We start from the raw sequence: 16579 nt of genomic DNA, 5'->3' as shown, positions 1-16579 counted from the left end.
ACGGCGGCAGGCTCCCGCACCCCCGGTACCGCAACAAGAGGAGAGAACGTGCCCACTGTGCCCCCGGCCTCGAAGGCCGCTCGAGAGACCGCGGTGGACGTCACCGCGCTCCTGGAGCGCGGTAGGACCCTGACGACACCGGTACTGCGGGCGGCCGTCGACCGCCTGGCCCCTCCCATGGACACCGTTTCCGCCTACCACTTCGGCTGGATCGACGCCGACGGCAACCCCACGGCCGGCGACGGCGGCAAGGCCGTACGCCCCGCCCTCGCGGTCCTCTCCGCCGAGATCACCGGAGCCGCGCCCGAGGTCGGCATCCCCGGTGCGGTCGCCGTCGAGCTGGTCCACAACTTCTCCCTGCTGCACGACGACCTGATGGACGGCGACGAGCAGCGCCGTCACCGCGACACCGTCTGGAAGGTGCACGGCCCGGCCCAGGCCATCCTCGTCGGCGACGCCATGTTCGCGCTGGCCAACGAGGTGCTGCTGGAGCTCGGTACGGTGGAGGCGGGCCGCGCCACCCGCCGGCTGACCACCGCCACCCGCGCCCTCATCGACGGTCAGGCGCAGGACATCTCCTTCGAGCACCGCGACCGCGTCGGCGTCGAGGAGTGCCTGGAGATGGAGGGCAACAAGACCGGCGCCCTGCTGGCCTGCGCCAGCTCCATCGGCGCGGTGCTCGGCGGCGCGGACGACCGTACCGCCGACACCCTGGAGAAGTACGGCTACCACCTGGGCCTCGCCTTCCAGGCCATCGACGACCTGCTCGGCATCTGGGGCGACCCGGAAGCCACCGGCAAGCAGACCTGGAGCGATCTGCGCCAGCGCAAGAAGTCCCTGCCGGTCGTGGCCGCGCTCGCGGCGGGCGGCCCCGCCTCCGAGCGGCTCGGCGAGATCCTCGCCGCCGACGCCAAGAGCAGCGACTTCGAGAACTTCTCCGAGGAGGAGTTCGCCGCCCGCGCCGCCCTCATCGAGGAGGCGGGCGGCCGTGAGTGGACCGCCGCGGAGGCGCGCCGACAGCACACCATCGCCGTCGAGGCCCTCGACGCCGTCGACATGCCCGAGCAGGTGCGGGCGCGGTTCACGGCGCTCGCCGACTTCGTCGTCGTACGGAAGAGATGATCACCAGCGGGCGAAAAGAGATGATCAGTATCGGTCGAATAGCCCTCGCGTAGTCGCCGGCCGGTGTCGCTGGAAGAAGCGCACCGGCCGACGGCGGACCCACAGCAGACGCACTACCAGGAGCACTGCACGAAGGGGAAGCCATGACAGCGACGACCGACGGAAGCACCGGGGCGCCGGCGCCCCGGGCAGCCGCGGCCAGCGACACCGACAGCGAGACTCCCGTGGCGGCCGGGGTGCACGAGGTCGCCGAACACGCGGTACGGCGTGCCACCGATTTCCTGCTGGCGAAGCAGGACGCCCAGGGCTGGTGGAAGGGCGACCTCGAGACGAACGTCACCATGGACGCCGAGGACCTGCTGCTCCGTCAGTTCCTGGGCATCCGCGACGAGAAGACCACCCGGGCCGCCGCGCTCTTCATCCGCGGGGAGCAGCGCGAGGACGGCACCTGGGGCACCTTCTACGGCGCCCCCGGCGAACTCTCCGCGACCATCGAGGCGTACGTCGCCCTGCGCCTGGCCGGTGACGCGCCGGACGCCCCGCACATGGCGCGGGCCTCCGCCTGGATCCGTGAGCAGGGCGGCATCGCCGCCTCCCGGGTCTTCACCCGGATCTGGCTGGCCCTGTTCGGCTGGTGGAAGTGGGAGGACCTGCCCGAACTCCCGCCGGAACTCATCTACTTCCCCAAGTGGTTCCCGCTCAACATCTACGACTTCGGGTGCTGGGCCCGGCAGACGATAGTCCCCCTGACGATCGTCTCCGCGAAGCGCCCGGTACGGCCCGCGCCCTTCCCGCTGGACGAACTGCACACCGACCCGGCCGACCCGAATCCGCTCAAGCCCCTTGCCCCGGTGGCCAGTTGGGACGGCGCCTTCCAGCGGCTCGATAAAGCCCTGCACCAACTGCGCAAGGTCGCCCCGCGCAGGCTGCGCAGAGCCGCCATGAACAGCGCCGCCCGCTGGATCATCGAGCGGCAGGAGAACGACGGCTGCTGGGGCGGTATCCAGCCGCCGGCGGTGTACTCGATCATCGCGCTGCGACTGCTCGGCTACGACCTCGAACACCCCGTGATGCGCGAGGGGCTGGCGTCCCTTGACCGCTTCGCCGTGTGGCGCGAGGACGGGGCCCGGATGATCGAGGCCTGCCAGTCGCCGGTCTGGGACACCTGCCTCGCCACCATCGCGCTGGTGGACGCGGGCGTACCCGCCGACCATCCGCAGCTCGTCAAGGCAGCCGACTGGATGCTGGGCGAGGAGATCGTCCGGCCCGGCGACTGGGCGGTCAAGCGGCCCGAACTGCCGCCGGGGGGCTGGGCGTTCGAGTTCCACAACGACAACTACCCCGACATCGACGACACCGCCGAGGTGGTCCTCGCGCTGCGCCGGGTCCGGCACCATGATCCGGAGCGCGTGGAGAAGGCGATCGGCCGCGGGGTGCGCTGGAATCTCGGGATGCAGTCGCGCAACGGCGCGTGGGGCGCCTTCGACGTCGACAACACCAGCCCCTTCCCCAACCGGCTGCCGTTCTGCGACTTCGGCGAGGTCATCGACCCGCCCTCGGCGGACGTCACCGCGCACGTGGTCGAGATGCTCGCGGTCGAGGGCCTCGCCCACGACCCGCGCACCCGGCGCGGCATCCGCTGGCTGCTCGCCGAGCAGGAACCGGACGGCTCCTGGTTCGGGCGCTGGGGCGTGAACTACGTCTACGGCACCGGATCCGTCGTACCCGCCCTGGTGGCCGCCGGCATCCCGGGCTCGCACCCCGCGATCCGGCGCGCCGTCACCTGGCTGGAGTCCGTCCAGAACGACGACGGCGGCTGGGGCGAGGACCTGCGCTCCTACAAATACGTCAAGGAGTGGAGCGGCAAGGGCGCCTCGACCGCCTCGCAGACCGCGTGGGCGCTGATGGCGCTGCTCGCGGCGGGGGAGCGGGACTCCAAGGCCGCCGAGCGCGGCATCGAGTGGCTCGCCGCCACCCAGCGCGAGGACGGCTCCTGGGACGAGCCGTACTTCACCGGCACCGGATTCCCCTGGGACTTCTCCATCAACTACCACCTCTACCGGCAGGTCTTCCCGCTGACCGCGCTCGGCCGGTACGTCCACGGAGAGCCCTTCGCCGACAAGGCCGGGGCGGCTCTCGCCGAGGCCAAGGGGAGCTGATGAGCCCACAGCCCGCCCCGGCCCCGCTGCTGATCGCCTGCGCGCTCGGCATCGAGCAGTTCGCCCTGCGCGCCGGCGAGCGCGGTGGAGCCGGCGGGCCGGTCACGGTGCTCCGTACGGGCATGGGACCCCGGGCGGCGGAACGCTCCGTCACCCGTGTCCTGGCCGATCCCGCCCTCAGCGGGGCCGCCGTCCTCGCCACCGGCTTCTGCGCGGGGCTCGCCCCCGGGATGCACCCCGGCGATCTGGTGGTCGCCGAGGAGACCCGGGATCCGGCGGGAACCGTTCCGTGCGTGGGGACCGACCTACTCGTCAAAGAACTCGTGCGGACCATCCCGGGCCGCACCGTCCACACCGGACCGCTCACCGGCTCCGATCATGTCGTCCGTGGTCAGGAACGGTCCGATCTGCTCGCGACCGGCGCAATCGCGGTCGACATGGAGTCGGCGGTCACGCTTCTGAGCGCCGTCCGCACGGGCGAGCGCCCGGTTGCGGCCGTCCGGGTGGTCGTGGACGCTCCAGAACATGAACTCGTCCGGATCGGCACGTTGCGCGGTGGAATATCAGCTTTCCGCGTTCTTCGTTCCGTTCTACCCGCATTCTATGAATGGCACCGTTCTTTGCTGCTCCCCAGGAGGTGAGCCAGATGGCCATGCCGCTGCGTCAGTCCATCAAGGTCGCTACTTACTTGGCCGAACAGAAGCTCCGCAGGCGTGACAAGTTCCCGCTGATCGTCGAGTTGGAGCCGTTGTTCGCCTGCAACCTCAAGTGCGAGGGCTGCGGCAAGATCCAGCACCCGGCCGGAGTACTGAAGCAGCGCATGCCGGTGGCCCAGGCCGTGGGGGCGGTGCTCGAATCCGGTGCGCCCATGGTGTCCATCGCCGGCGGCGAGCCGCTGATGCACCCGCAGATCGACGAGATCGTGCGCCAGCTGGTGGCCAAGCGGAAGTACGTCTTCCTGTGCACCAACGCCATGCTGCTGCGCAAGAAGATGGACAAGTTCACGCCCTCGCCCTACTTCGCCTTCGCCGTGCACATCGACGGCCTGCGCGAGCGCCACGACGAGTCGGTGGCCAAGGAGGGCGTGTTCGACGAGGCGGTGGAGGCGATCAAGGAGGCCAAGCGGCGCGGCTTCCGGGTCACCACCAACTCGACCTTCTTCAACACCGACACCCCGCAGACCATCGTCGAGGTGCTCAATTTCCTCAACGACGACCTCAAGGTCGACGAGATGATGATCTCGCCCGCCTATGCCTACGAGAAGGCTCCCGACCAGGAGCACTTCCTCGGCGTCGAGCAGACCCGCGAGCTGTTCAAGAAGGCCTTCGCGGGCGGCAACCGCAGGAAGTGGCGGCTGAATCACTCGCCGCTGTTCCTCGACTTCCTCGAGGGCAAGGTCGACTTCCCGTGCACCGCCTGGGCGATCCCGAACTACTCGCTGTTCGGCTGGCAGCGCCCCTGCTACCTGATGAGCGACGGCTACGTCCCGACGTACCGGGAGCTGATCGAGGACACCGACTGGGACAAGTACGGCCGCGGCAAGGACCCGCGCTGCGCCAACTGCATGGCGCACTGCGGCTACGAACCCACCGCCGTACTCGCCACCATGGGCTCGCTGAAGGAGTCGCTGCGCGCCATGCGCGAGACGGTCTCCGGAAACCGGGAGTGACGCCATGACCGCCATCTCCTTGGGCGTCCCCGAGGTACCGGTCCGGCCGGTCGCCGAGCGACGTGTGTCGCGGCAGATCCAGGTCGGCCCGGTGGCGGTCGGGGGCGGTGCCCCGGTGTCGGTGCAGTCGATGACGACGACCCGTACGTCGGACATCGGCGCCACCTTGCAGCAGATCGCCGAGCTGACGGCGTCGGGCTGCCAGATCGTGCGGGTCGCCTGTCCGACGCAGGACGACGCCGACGCTCTGGCGACGATCGCCCGCAAGTCGCAGATCCCGGTGATCGCGGACATCCACTTCCAGCCCAAGTACGTGTTCGCCGCGATCGAGGCCGGCTGTGCGGCCGTACGCGTCAATCCCGGCAACATCAAGCAGTTCGACGACAAGGTCAAGGAGATCGCGCGGGCCGCGAAGGACCACGGGACGCCGATCCGGATCGGCGTCAACGCCGGGTCGCTGGACCGGCGGCTGCTCCAGAAGTACGGCAAGGCCACTCCGGAAGCCCTCGTGGAGAGCGCGCTGTGGGAGGCGTCGCTGTTCGAGGAGCACGACTTCCGGGACATCAAGATCTCGGTGAAGCACAACGACCCGGTGATCATGATCGAGGCGTACAAGCAGCTCGCGGCGCAGTGCGACTATCCGCTGCACCTCGGGGTGACGGAGGCCGGGCCAGCCTTCCAGGGCACGATCAAGTCGGCCGTCGCCTTCGGAGCGCTGCTGTCGCAGGGCGTCGGCGACACCATCCGGGTGTCCCTGAGCGCTCCGCCCGCCGAGGAGGTCAAGGTCGGCATCCAGATCCTGGAGTCCCTGAACCTCAGGCAGCGGCGCCTGGAGATCGTCTCCTGCCCGTCGTGCGGGCGGGCCCAGGTCGACGTCTACAAGCTGGCCGACGAGGTCACGACGGGCCTGGAAGGCATGGAAGTGCCGTTGCGGGTGGCCGTCATGGGCTGTGTGGTCAACGGCCCCGGCGAGGCCCGCGAGGCCGACCTCGGCGTCGCCTCCGGCAACGGCAAGGGCCAGATCTTCGTCAAGGGCGAGGTCATCAAGACCGTCCCCGAGTCCAAGATCGTCGAGACGCTGATCGAAGAGGCGATGAAGATCGCCGAACAGATGGAACAGGACGGCGTCGCGTCGGGGGAGCCGGCCGTCACCGTGAGTTGAACAGCACGGACCGAAGGGGGCCCGAGCGTGACGATTCTGGAGAGCATCCGGGGACCACGCGACCTGAAGGCGCTGTCCGAGACGGATCTTCGCGAACTGTCCGAAGAGATCAGGGAGTTCCTGGTGCACGCGGTCGCCAGGACCGGCGGACACCTCGGGCCCAACCTGGGGGTGGTGGAACTGTCCATCGCGCTCCACCGGGTCTTCGAGTCGCCGGTCGACCGCATCGTCTGGGACACCGGCCATCAGAGCTATGTGCACAAGCTGCTGACCGGGCGCCAGGACTTCTCCAAGCTGCGCGGCAAGGGCGGCCTGTCCGGCTACCCCTCGCGCGAGGAGTCCGAGCACGACATCGTCGAGAACAGTCACGCCTCGACCGCGCTCGGCTGGGCCGACGGGCTCGCCAAGGCCCGCCAGGTGCAGGGGGAGAAGGGGCACGTCGTCGCGGTGATCGGCGACGGGGCGCTGACCGGCGGCATGGCCTGGGAGGCGCTGAACAACATCGCGGCCGCCAAGGACCGGCCGCTGATCATCGTCGTCAACGACAACGAACGGTCGTACGCGCCGACCATCGGTGGCCTCGCCAACCACCTGGCGACCCTGCGGACGACGGACAGCTACGAGAAGGTCCTGGCCTGGGGCAAGGACGTCCTCCTGCGGACGCCGATCGTCGGCGGCACGATCTACGAGTCCCTGCACGGCGCGAAGAAGGGGTTCAAGGACGCCTTCGCGCCGCAGGGCATGTTCGAGGATCTGGGACTGAAGTACGTCGGTCCCATCGACGGGCACGACATCGGGGCCGTCGAGTCCGCGCTGAGGCGCGCGAAACGCTTCCACGGGCCGGTGCTGATCCACTGCCTCACGGAGAAGGGGCGCGGCTATGAACCCGCCCTCGCCCACGAGGAGGACCACTTCCACACCGTCGGCGTGATGGACCCGCTGACCTGCGAGCCGCTCGCCCCCTCGGGTGGGCCGTCCTGGACGTCGGTGTTCGGCGAGGAGATCGTGCGGATCGGGGAGGAGCGGGAGGACGTCGTCGCGATCACGGCGGCCATGCTGCACCCCGTCGGGCTCGGCAAGTTCGCCGAGCGGTTCCCGGACCGGGTCTGGGACGTCGGGATCGCCGAGCAGCACGCGGCCGTGTCGGCGGCGGGCCTCGCGACGGGCGGGCTGCACCCGGTCGTCGCCATCTACGCCACCTTCCTCAACCGTGCCTTCGACCAGCTCCTGATGGACGTCGCGCTGCACCGCTGCGGAGTGACGTTCGTACTGGACCGGGCCGGCGTCACGGGCGCCGACGGTGCCTCCCACAACGGCATGTGGGACATGTCGATCCTCCAGGTCGTGCCCGGTCTTCGGATCGCCGCGCCGCGTGACGCCGACCAACTGCGGGCACAGCTGCGCGAGGCTGTGGCCTGCGACGACGCGCCGACACTCGTACGGTTCCCGAAGGAGTCCGTCGGGCCGTCGATCCCGGCGGTCGACCGGGTGGGCGGGCTGGACGTGCTGCACCGCGACGCCGGTGAGCCGGACGTGCTGCTCGTCGCCGTCGGTGTGATGGCCCCGGTGTGCCTCCAGGCGGCCGAGCTGCTCCAGGCCCGCGGCATCAACTGCACCGTCGTCGACCCGCGGTGGGTGAAGCCCGTCGACCCGGCGCTCGCGCCCCTCGCCGCACAGCACCGGCTGGTGGCCGTCGTCGAGGACAACAGCCGCTCGTCGGGGGTGGGCTCGGCCGTGGCGCTGGCGCTGGGCGACGCCGATGTGGATGTGCCGGTGCGGCGGTTCGGGATCCCGGAGCAGTTCCTCGCGCACGCCAAGCGGGGCGAGGTGCTCGCGGACATAGGGCTGACGCCGGTGGAGGTCGCCGGGCGGATCAGCGCGAGCCTGGCGCTCAAGGAAGCCGACGGCGGCCAGGTGCGTCGTATCGTCGCGCCAGTCAAGGAGAAAGCCGAATGACGAGCGAGTTCGACCTCGGCGCCCTCCTCGCCGAGCGCGGAGCCGAGCGCTATGAGCTGCACTCGAAGTATCTGAACCACCAGCTCCCGCGCATGCTGCACACCATCGGCTTCGACAAGGTCTACGAGCGGGCCGAGGGCGCCTACTTCTGGGACGCGGACGGCGACGACTACCTGGACATGCTCGCCGGGTTCGGGGTGATGGGCCTGGGACGCCACCACCCCGTCGTCCGCAAGGCGCTGCACGACGTCCTCGACGCCCAGCTCGCCGACCTCACCCGCTTCGACTGCCAGCCGCTGCCCGGGCTGCTGGCGGAGCGGCTCCTCGCGCACAGCCCGCACCTGGACCGGGTGTTCTTCGGCAACAGCGGGACGGAGGCGGTGGAGACGGCGCTGAAGTTCGCGCGGTTCGTCACCGGCAGGCCGAGGGTGCTGTACTGCGACCACGCCTTCCACGGGCTGACCACGGGCTCTCTGTCGGTCAACGGCGAGTCCGGCTTCCGGGACGGCTTCGCGCCCCTCCTGCCCGACACGGCCGTTCCGCTCGGCGATCTGGACGCCCTGGCGCGGGAGCTGAAGAAGGGCGACGTCGCCGCCCTGATCGTCGAACCCGTCCAGGGCAAGGGCGTGCACGAGACCCCGCCCGGCTATCTGCGGGCCGCCCAGGAACTGCTGCGCAAGCACAAGGCGCTGCTCATCGCCGACGAGGTGCAGACGGGCCTTGGCCGGACCGGCGACTTCTACGCCTACCAGCACGAGGAGGGCGTCGAGCCGGACCTGGTGTGCGTCGCCAAGGCGCTTTCCGGGGGCTATGTGCCGGTGGGGGCCACCCTCGGCAAGGACTGGATCTTCAAGAAGGTCTACTCGTCCATGGACCGCGTGCTCGTCCACTCGGCGAGCTTCGGTTCCAACGCACAGGCCATGGCGGCCGGACTCGCCGTGCTGTCGGTGATGGAGAACGAGCAGACCGTCGCGAACGCGCGGGCGACCGGGGAGCAGCTGAGGTCCCGGCTCGCGGCGCTGATCGACAAGTACGAGCTGCTCGCCGACGTCCGCGGCCGGGGCCTGATGATCGGCATCGAATTCGGGCGGCCCAAGTCGCTGGGGCTGCGCAGCCGTTGGAGCATGCTGCAGGCCGCGCGCAAGGGATTGTTCGCCCAGATGGTCGTCGTACCGCTGCTGCAGCGGCACCGGATCCTCACCCAGGTCTCCGGCGACCACCTGGAGGTGATCAAGCTCATCCCGCCGCTCGTCATCGGGGAGCGGGAGGTGGACCGGTTCGTCGACGCCTTCACCGATGTGATGGACGACGCGCACAGCGGGGGCGGGCTGATGTGGGACTTCGGAAAGACGCTGGTCAAGCAGGCGGTCGCCAATCGGTGAGGTGAGCGTGACCGAGGGGCTTTGCCTCTGAGGCAATAAATTTGCCTCAGAGGCAAAGGTCCGGCTGAATGGAGGCATGAGCTCTTCCGAGACGGAGCCCTCGGCGGAACACGAGGTCGCCCTGCCCGTCGTCGCACCCCAGCTCCGCGCCCTGCGCCGCCGAGCCGCCCTCACCCTGGAGGCAGCGGCCCGCGCCGCCGGACTGTCACCCGCCCACCTCTCCCGCCTGGAGACCGGGCAGCGCCAGCCCTCACTGCCGATGCTGCTCGCACTCGCGCGTATCTACGGTACGACGGTCTCCGAGCTGCTCGGCGAGACGGTCGCCGAGCGGGACGCCGTAGTGCGCGCCGGTGACATGGAACCGACCGCGGCCGGTGGCTGGACCTACTGGCAGGCGGGCGCGCACGGGCGCGGGATGCAGGCCCTGCGTGTCCATGTGCCGCACGGCTCGCAGGGCGACATCGTGCGCGTGCACGCCGGCGAGGAGTGGCTCTACGTCCTCCAGGGGCGGCTGCGGCTGCGCCTCGGGGACACCACGCACCGGCTCGCGCCCGGAGACAGCGCGCACTTCGACTCACTCACCCCGCACCGCATCGCCGCCCAGGACGAGGGCGGGGTCGAGCTGCTGTTCGTCCACACCCTGCTGCAGAGCCCCACGGCCACGCTGTGCCTGGGCCCCACCCCTGGAGTCACGCCATGAGCAACACCGAGGACAGGTTCCCGCGCGCGCTGTGGATCCGGCTGATCATCTACATCGCGGTGGGGCATCTCTTCGCCGCCTTCATCTACTTCCTGTTCGAGGCGGGCGCGAAGTAGGCCGGGGCGCGCCGCCTCAGTCGAGCAGCCGCTCCCGCAGCAGCTCCCGGGACTCCGGTGACAGCCGCAGACCCTGCTCCAGGTAGGTGTCGACGCCGCCCCACGTCTCCTCGATCGTCTCGAACGCCGCCGTCAGATATTCGGCCCGCGCGTCGAACAGCGGGCTGAGCAGCTCCATGACCTCGGGCGAGTAGGCGGAGGCGCCGCTGCCGCTGCGGCGCACCTTGTAGCGGCGGTGTTTGGCGTTGGACTCCAGGTAGTCGGTGACGATCGCCTCCCGCTCGACGCCGAGGGCCAGCAGCGTCACGGCGATGGACAGACCCGCGCGGTCCTTGCCGGCCGCGCAGTGCATCAGCGCCGGCACGCTGTCCTCGGCGAGGGAGTGCAGCACCTGGGAGTGCTCGCCGGTGCGCTCCTTGATGATCGAACGGTAGGAGACGATCATCCGGTTCGCGCCCTTGCCGTCGGCCAGGATCGCGCGCAGCTGGTCGAGATCGCCGTCCCGGACCATCTTCCAGAACTCCGCGCCGTCCGCCGGGTCCGACAGCGGCAGGTTCACATTGCGCACGCCCGGCAGCTCGACGTCCGGCCCCTCCAGCTTCTGGTCGGCCGCGTTACGGAAGTCGAAGACCGTGTGCAGCCCCAGGGAGTCGAGGAAAGCGGCGTCCTCGGCGGTCGCGTGCGCGAGGTGGCCGCTGCGGAACAGCACTCCATGGCGCACCCGTCGTCCGTCCACCGTGGGCAGGCCGCCCACATCACGGAAGTTGCGAACCCCGGCCAGTTCGGGCTCGGTCGACGGGATCTGCTGCGTCACGGGGGCTCCTCCCGGTCGGCCCCGGCGGCGCGGCTCGGCGATGCGGCCGACGGGGTGCGCTCTCGACCATACGACATGGATTCCTGGGGCAATGAGTTGTCCACAGGCGTTGCCGTGGGGCCGATCAACCCTTGATGATGTTGGTACTTGATCGCGCCTGTTCGTCTCTGTGGGGGCTTGATGCTGGAGATCTCCGACCACGGCCGTACCTGGCTCCTCACCGGGCCGACCAGCAGCTACGCCGTCCACCTGACCGACGCCGACGAACTGCTGCACCTGCACTGGGGACCCCGGATCGCGCTCGCCGACGCCGAGGCCCTCGCCGTACGCCCGCTGCCGGAGTACCGGCCCTTCGAGTCCCCGCTCGACGGACGCGAGGAATACCCCGTCGAGGGCGGCCCCCGCTTCGTACGGCCCGCCCTGTCGGTGCGCACCGAGGAGCGGCGCGGCACCGAGTGGGGTTTCGAGCGGTACGAGACCGAGGGTGACGAGCTGCGGTTGCGCTTTCGTGACGGCGGGCTGAACGTCACCCTGCATTACCGGATGCGCGGGGACGTCGTGGAGCGCTGGGCGACCCTGGACAACCAGGGGCCCGCCCTGGAGCTGCTGCGCGCCGACTCGGCCACCTGGACGCTGCCCGACCGGGAGGACTGGCGGCTGTCCCAGCTGCACGGCCGCTGGGGCGCCGAGTCCCGGCTGGCGCGGGCTCCCCTCACCTACGGTGAGAAGGTCATCGGCAGCCGCCGCGGCCACACCGGGCACCAGCACCTGCCCTGGGTCGCGCTCGACACGGACGCCACCGAGGAACGCGGCGAGGTCTACGGCTGCGCCCTCGGCTGGTCCGGGTCCTGGCGTATCGCCGTGGCCCAACTCCCGGACGCGCGCGTGCAGATCACCGGCGGTGCCGGACACGACGACTCGGGCCTGCTGCGCCTCGCGACGGGGGAGTCCTTCACGACGCCCGTCTTCGCCGGCCTGTGGAGCGACGGCGGCTTCGGCGGGGCGAGCCGGGCCTGGCACGCGTACCAGCGCGCGTATGTGATCCCGGACGCGGACCGGGACCGGCCGGTGCTGTTCAACTCCTGGGAGGCGACCGAGTTCGACATCTCCGAGGAGCAGCAGAGCCTCCTCGCGCGGCGGGCCGCGGCCATCGGCGTCGAGCTGTTCGTGGTCGACGACGGCTGGTTCGGCACGCGCACCAGCGACCGCGCCGGGCTCGGCGACTGGACGCCAAACCCCGACCGCTTCCCCTCGGGCCTGAAGCCGCTCGCCGAGTATGTGCACGCGCTCGGCATGCGGTTCGGTATCTGGGTCGAACCGGAAATGGTCAATCCGGACAGCGAGCTGTACCGCGCCCACCCGGACTGGGCGCAGCATCAAACGGGACGAAAGCGTACGGAATTCCGCAATCAGCTCGTACTGAACCTCGCGCGTGAGGACGTCCAGGAGTACCTCTGGGAGCAGCTCGACGGGCTCCTCTCCAGTGCCCCGATCGACTATGTGAAGTGGGACTTCAACCGCCCCTTCACCGACGCGGGCTGGCCCGGCGAGCCCTACCCGCAACGCCTCTGGGTGGACCATGTGCGGGGCCTGTACGCCCTGCTCGACCGGCTGCGCGCCGCGCACCCCGGGGTCGCCTTCGAGTCCTGCTCGGGCGGCGGCGGACGCATCGACCTCGGCATTCTCGGCCGTACGGACCAGGTGTGGACCTCGGACAACACCGACCCCCTGGACCGGCTCGCCATCCAGCACGGCTTCAGCCAGATCCACCCCGCGCGGGCCATGGCCGCCTGGGTCACCGACAGCCCGAACGCCATGCTCAACCACCGTGCCAGCTCGCTGCGCTTCCGCTTCGTCAGCGCCATGGCCGGGGTCCTCGGGGTCGGCGGCGACCTCTCGCGCTGGACCGAGGAGGAACTCGCCGAGGCCCGGGAGTGGGTGGCGCTCTACAAGGAGATCCGCCCGCTGGTGCAGCGCGGCGACCTCTACCGGCTGCGGCCGCCCACGGGCGGGCTGAGCGCGGTGCAGTACGTCCTCGGGGACGAGACGGTCGTCCTCGCCTGGCTCCAGGCCCAGAGCTACGGCGAGCCCCTGCCGGCCCTGCGGCTGCACGGCCTCGACCCGACAGCTGCGTACCAATGCCTTGAAACGGGCGAAATTCACCGAGGTGCCGTACTGGTGCATCACGGACTTCATGTCGGCCTGCGGGGTGACCTGGATGCGACGGTTATTCGCCTCCGTCGTATCTAGGGTTTCTGTCCGAATTGGCGCCTTCATTCCAACTCGCTCTGCGGCAAAGGAAGCTGGAGCAGTGTCACGTGAGGAGCGTCATATTCGTGACCGTGCGTCGCCCGTCATGTTCACGTAATTCATGCGCTTTTCAAGGGGCTTTGAGTCGGGCGACGCCCCATAAATGCACGGAGGGTGACCGGTAATTCCCACAAGGGATCAACAGGAACGCATTCGGACGGAACCTCTCACTTGTTCCCGTGCGTCTTCCTCGCTTACGTTCCCAACCAATCCGGACGGACGCCTAATCCTGCCGCCGACCGGAACCCGCGCTAACTCACCCGACCATGGCAGGAGCGGGGGACCCACAGGTAGAACCGCCTGATCCGGTCTCTGGAACAGGCTTGGGGTCAAGTCGCGTCCCCACGCGGCCGGGCATCTCCAGCCCGCACCCGACAGCTCACCTCGCAGGCGCCGGAGAGGAATTCGCCATGCCCGCGAAGGGTAAGCACCGCCGCCCGAAGTCCCTGCGCTTCACCCGCTCCATCGCCGTCGCCGGAACCGGTGGCGCCGCTCTCGCTCTTCCGCTCATGGGGGCCACCGGCGCCCACGCCGCTCCCTCGCAGTCCGTTTCGGAAAAGGCCGTTCAATCCCTTCAGGTCGCCGGCCAGAAGGCCGCCCCGAAGAAGGCCGCCGACAAGAAGACCGGTGTGCGGACCTATTCGGTGAAGGTCGGCGACTATCTCTCGAAGATCGCCGACGAGCAGAACGTCAGCGGTGGCTGGAAGCGGCTCTACGCCGACAACCGCACGGTCGTCGGCGAGGACCCCTCGCTGATCCGCCCCGGCCAGAAGCTCACGATCGGCGGCAAGAAGGCCGCGACGAGCACCCCCAAGTCGTCGCCCTCCGAGTCGAAGCCGTCGAGCGCCCCGAAGTCCGCCGCGCCGAAGGCGTCGACGGCCGCTGACACCGCCAGCACCGTCAACGGCTTCTCCGCCCCGCTGTCCGGCGCCTCCCTCGGCACCGGCTACAAGGTGGCCGGCAGCATGTGGTCCAGCGGCTACCACACGGGTGTCGACTTCGCCGCCGCGACCGGCACTCCGCTCAAGGCGGTCGGCGCGGGCACCGTCGTCTCGGCCGGCTGGGGCGGCGCCTACGGCAACCAGGTCGTCATCCAGCTCGAGGACGGCCACTACGCGCAGTACGCCCACCTGTCCTCGCTCTCCGTCTCGGCCGGCCAGGCCGTGACCGCGGGCCAGCAGATCGGCCTCTCCGGCGCCACCGGCAATGTCACCGGACCGCACCTGCACTTCGAGATCCGCACCACGCCGGACTACGGCTCGGACATCGACCCGGTCGCCTACCTCCTCTCCAAGGGCGTCGGCATCGGCTGACGACCACCCCGCGCGGCGGTCATCTGCCTGACACACGGCCGAAGGCCGGACCTCGATCCCCGGGTCCGGCCTTCGGTGTGCGCGGTGTGCGCGGTGTGCGCGGTGTGCGCAGTGTGCGCGATGTGCGCGATGTGCGCAGTGTTGCGCGCACAACACCCCTGCTCAGAGGGTTATTCCTGGTTTGGGAAACACTTGGGGAGTGGCTTATCTCACCGCTCGTCAACCCTTTCCTACGGTCGCGTAAGTCACATTCGAAGGTGAATCATGTCCCGACGTGGCAGACGATTCGAAGAGTGACAGCAGATCAGTGATCGGGTCGTACGTCGCGGTGGGGGACAGCTTCACCGAGGGCGTCGGCGACCCCGGCCCCGACGGGGCGTTCGTCGGCTGGGCGGACCGTTTCGCGGTCCTGCTCGCGGACCGGCTCCCCGAGGGCGACTTCGACTACACCAACCTCGCCGTGCGCGGCAGACTTCTCGACCAGATCGTCGAGGACCAGCTCCCCAAGGCCGTCGAACTGGCCCCGGACCTGGTCTCGTTCTGCGCGGGCGGCAACGACATCATCCGACCCGGAACCGACCCCGACGAGGTGGCCGAGCGCTTCGAACGGGCGATCATCCGGCTCACCTCCGCCATCGGCACCGTCATGGTGACGACCGGCTTCGACACTCGTGGCGTACCCGTGCTCAAGCATCTGCGCGGCAAGATCGCCACGTACAACGGTCATGTGCGGGCCATCGCCGACCGGTACGGCTGCCCGGTGCTCGACCTGTGGTCCCTGAAGACCGTTCAGGACCGCCGCGCCTGGGACGACGACCGGCTCCACCTGTCTCCCGAGGGGCACACACGCGTGGCGCTGCGCGCGGGCCAGGTGCTCGGCCTGGAGATCCCCGCGGACCCGGACCAGCCCTGGCCGCCCCTCCCGCCCCGCGGCACCCTGGAGGTCCGCCGGGACGACGTGCACTGGGCGCGCGAGTACCTGGTGCCATGGATCGGCCGACGACTGCGCGGCGAGTCGTCGGGGGACCATGTGACCGCCAAGGGCGCGATGTCGCCCGACGACATCAAGATGCGGATCCGGTCGGTGGCTTGAACACGGTGGTCACGAGTGGTCGGTGGCTGGAGGGCCGTACGCACGAGTGACCGGCACGTCCGGGCCGTATCGACACCCGATCGGTACGGCCCGGAACTCGGTGTTCCGTCCACCGCGGCCCTATCGAGTCAACGCCGCCCGCTCCAGGCCCAGTTCACGGGCCAGCGCCTCGTCCACCCACTCCTGGGCACGCGCGCGTGACACCCCGCCCGGGTACGACGTCAGCTGTACGGCGAGCCCATCGAGCAGGGCCGTCAGGCGCAGGGCCGTGCCGGCGGGGTCCGGGCAGCGGAACTCCTCCGAGGCCACGCCCTCGGCGATGACCTCGGTGAGGGCCGCCTTCCACTGCCGGTCGAGATCGCGAGCGACCTCCTGCAGGGCGGGCTCGCGCAGCGCCGCCGCCCAGCCCTCGATCCACAGCCGCCAGCCCTTGGCCTGGCCGGTCGGCGCGTACCAGCGCACGGCCGCCCGCAGCCGTCGCAGCGCCGTCGTACGGCGGCCCAGCAGCTTGCGCAGATGAGCCAGGTCGCCTTGCGCCGCATGAGTGAACGCGGCCGCCACCAGCTTCTCCTTGGTGGCGAAGTGATACAGCACCAGCGCGTTGCTCACACCGAGCACCGAGGCCACGTCGGCGATCCTGACCGCCGCGACGCCCCGCTCCTCTATCTGTTCGACGGCGGCACGCAGCAATTCCTCACGCCGCTCCGCCACGCTCAACCGCACTCTTGCCACGTCGTCACCCTAGAGCCTCGCCGAGGGCCGGTACCTGGCGCGGGCGCCGGC

General features: G+C 69.9%; 14 protein-coding genes and 1 riboswitch. Of the genes, 12 read left to right on the top strand and 2 right to left on the bottom strand.

The window, feature by feature from the left end; translation table 11 throughout:
- Positions 1-57 precede the first annotated feature (57 nt).
- The 9 genes from IE325_RS00400 to IE325_RS00360 all read left to right on the top strand — a co-directional run bounded on the left by IE325_RS00400 (position 58) and on the right by IE325_RS00360 (position 10266).
- Positions 58-1122: a polyprenyl synthetase family protein gene (locus IE325_RS00400; RefSeq protein WP_190068463.1), complete on the top strand. Its 1065-nt coding sequence runs from the start codon at positions 58-60 to the stop codon at positions 1120-1122.
- 143 nt (positions 1123-1265) lie between these two features.
- On the top strand, positions 1266-3281 hold the full coding sequence (shc, locus tag IE325_RS00395; RefSeq protein ID WP_190067584.1) for a squalene--hopene cyclase: 2016 nt from the start codon (positions 1266-1268) through the stop codon (positions 3279-3281).
- Positions 3281-3922 carry a phosphorylase family protein gene (locus IE325_RS00390; protein WP_190067583.1) on the top strand — a complete coding sequence of 214 codons (642 nt, stop codon included), beginning with the start codon at positions 3281-3283 and terminating at the stop codon, positions 3920-3922. Before shc ends, IE325_RS00390 begins: the two co-directional genes overlap by 1 nt.
- 5 nt (positions 3923-3927) lie before the next feature.
- Positions 3928-4950 carry an adenosyl-hopene transferase HpnH gene (gene hpnH, locus IE325_RS00385; RefSeq protein ID WP_030945596.1) on the top strand — a complete coding sequence of 341 codons (1023 nt, stop codon included), beginning with the start codon at positions 3928-3930 and terminating at the stop codon, positions 4948-4950.
- Between the two features lie 4 nt (positions 4951-4954).
- Complete coding sequence (ispG, locus tag IE325_RS00380; protein WP_190067582.1) at positions 4955-6112, top strand: flavodoxin-dependent (E)-4-hydroxy-3-methylbut-2-enyl-diphosphate synthase; 1158 nt, start codon at positions 4955-4957, stop codon at positions 6110-6112.
- 27 nt (positions 6113-6139) lie between these two features.
- Complete coding sequence (gene dxs, locus IE325_RS00375; RefSeq protein WP_190067581.1) at positions 6140-8068, top strand: 1-deoxy-D-xylulose-5-phosphate synthase; 1929 nt, start codon at positions 6140-6142, stop codon at positions 8066-8068.
- Positions 8065-9450, top strand: coding sequence for an aspartate aminotransferase family protein (locus IE325_RS00370; RefSeq protein WP_190067580.1), 1386 nt, complete (start codon positions 8065-8067; stop codon positions 9448-9450). Before dxs ends, IE325_RS00370 begins: the two co-directional genes overlap by 4 nt.
- 76 nt (positions 9451-9526) lie before the next feature.
- A complete protein-coding gene (locus tag IE325_RS00365; protein WP_190067579.1) occupies positions 9527-10150 on the top strand; it encodes a helix-turn-helix domain-containing protein in 624 nt (207 codons plus the stop codon).
- A complete protein-coding gene (locus tag IE325_RS00360) occupies positions 10147-10266 on the top strand; it encodes a DUF6126 family protein (protein WP_190067578.1) in 120 nt (39 codons plus the stop codon). The genes IE325_RS00365 and IE325_RS00360 overlap by 4 nt, the downstream gene beginning before the upstream one ends.
- A gap of 16 nt (positions 10267-10282) precedes the next feature.
- Here the strand turns inward: IE325_RS00360 and IE325_RS00355 are convergent, their stop codons facing one another.
- Positions 10283-11080, bottom strand: coding sequence for a tyrosine-protein phosphatase (locus tag IE325_RS00355; protein ID WP_190067577.1), 798 nt, complete (start codon positions 11078-11080; stop codon positions 10283-10285).
- A 180-nt stretch (positions 11081-11260) separates the two neighbouring features.
- Here IE325_RS00355 and IE325_RS00350 point away from each other — a divergent pair, with 180 nt between their 5' ends.
- The 3 genes from IE325_RS00350 to IE325_RS00340 all read left to right on the top strand — a co-directional run bounded on the left by IE325_RS00350 (position 11261) and on the right by IE325_RS00340 (position 15796).
- Positions 11261-13330 (top strand): alpha-galactosidase, encoded by a 2070-nt coding sequence (locus IE325_RS00350; RefSeq protein ID WP_190067576.1) that lies wholly within the window; start codon positions 11261-11263, stop codon positions 13328-13330.
- A 307-nt stretch (positions 13331-13637) separates the two neighbouring features.
- A riboswitch (cyclic di-AMP (ydaO/yuaA leader) is annotated at positions 13638-13796 on the top strand.
- A 4-nt stretch (positions 13797-13800) separates the two neighbouring features.
- Positions 13801-14703, top strand: coding sequence for a M23 family metallopeptidase (locus IE325_RS00345; protein WP_190067575.1), 903 nt, complete (start codon positions 13801-13803; stop codon positions 14701-14703).
- A gap of 307 nt (positions 14704-15010) precedes the next feature.
- Positions 15011-15796, top strand: coding sequence for an SGNH/GDSL hydrolase family protein (locus IE325_RS00340; protein ID WP_190068462.1), 786 nt, complete (start codon positions 15011-15013; stop codon positions 15794-15796).
- A 120-nt stretch (positions 15797-15916) separates the two neighbouring features.
- Here the strand turns inward: IE325_RS00340 and IE325_RS00335 are convergent, their stop codons facing one another.
- On the bottom strand, positions 15917-16528 hold the full coding sequence (locus tag IE325_RS00335; protein ID WP_190067574.1) for a TetR/AcrR family transcriptional regulator: 612 nt from the start codon (positions 16526-16528) through the stop codon (positions 15917-15919).
- Positions 16529-16579: the final 51 nt, after the last annotated feature.

It is taken from the genome of Streptomyces lanatus (assembly GCF_014655715.1).
In the GTDB taxonomy this organism is placed as follows: Bacteria; Actinomycetota; Actinomycetes; order Streptomycetales; family Streptomycetaceae; genus Streptomyces; species Streptomyces lanatus.
The sequence above is the reverse complement of the archived record's forward strand: the minus strand, read 5'-3'. Positions and strand labels throughout refer to the sequence as shown.

Excerpts from the sequence above, each read along its gene's own strand:
- shc (WP_190067584.1), top strand. The coding sequence starts at position 1,266 with ATGACAGCGACGACCGACGGAAGCACCGGGGCGCCGGCGCCCCGGGCA.
- IE325_RS00390 (WP_190067583.1), top strand. The coding sequence starts at position 3,281 with ATGAGCCCACAGCCCGCCCCGGCCCCGCTGCTGATCGCCTGCGCGCTC.
- hpnH (WP_030945596.1), top strand. The coding sequence starts at position 3,928 with ATGGCCATGCCGCTGCGTCAGTCCATCAAGGTCGCTACTTACTTGGCC.
- ispG (WP_190067582.1), top strand. The coding sequence starts at position 4,955 with ATGACCGCCATCTCCTTGGGCGTCCCCGAGGTACCGGTCCGGCCGGTC.
- IE325_RS00370 (WP_190067580.1), top strand. The coding sequence starts at position 8,065 with ATGACGAGCGAGTTCGACCTCGGCGCCCTCCTCGCCGAGCGCGGAGCC.
- IE325_RS00365 (WP_190067579.1), top strand. The coding sequence starts at position 9,527 with ATGAGCTCTTCCGAGACGGAGCCCTCGGCGGAACACGAGGTCGCCCTG.
- IE325_RS00360 (WP_190067578.1), top strand. The coding sequence starts at position 10,147 with ATGAGCAACACCGAGGACAGGTTCCCGCGCGCGCTGTGGATCCGGCTG.
- IE325_RS00350 (WP_190067576.1), top strand. The coding sequence starts at position 11,261 with ATGCTGGAGATCTCCGACCACGGCCGTACCTGGCTCCTCACCGGGCCG.
- IE325_RS00345 (WP_190067575.1), top strand. The coding sequence starts at position 13,801 with ATGCCCGCGAAGGGTAAGCACCGCCGCCCGAAGTCCCTGCGCTTCACC.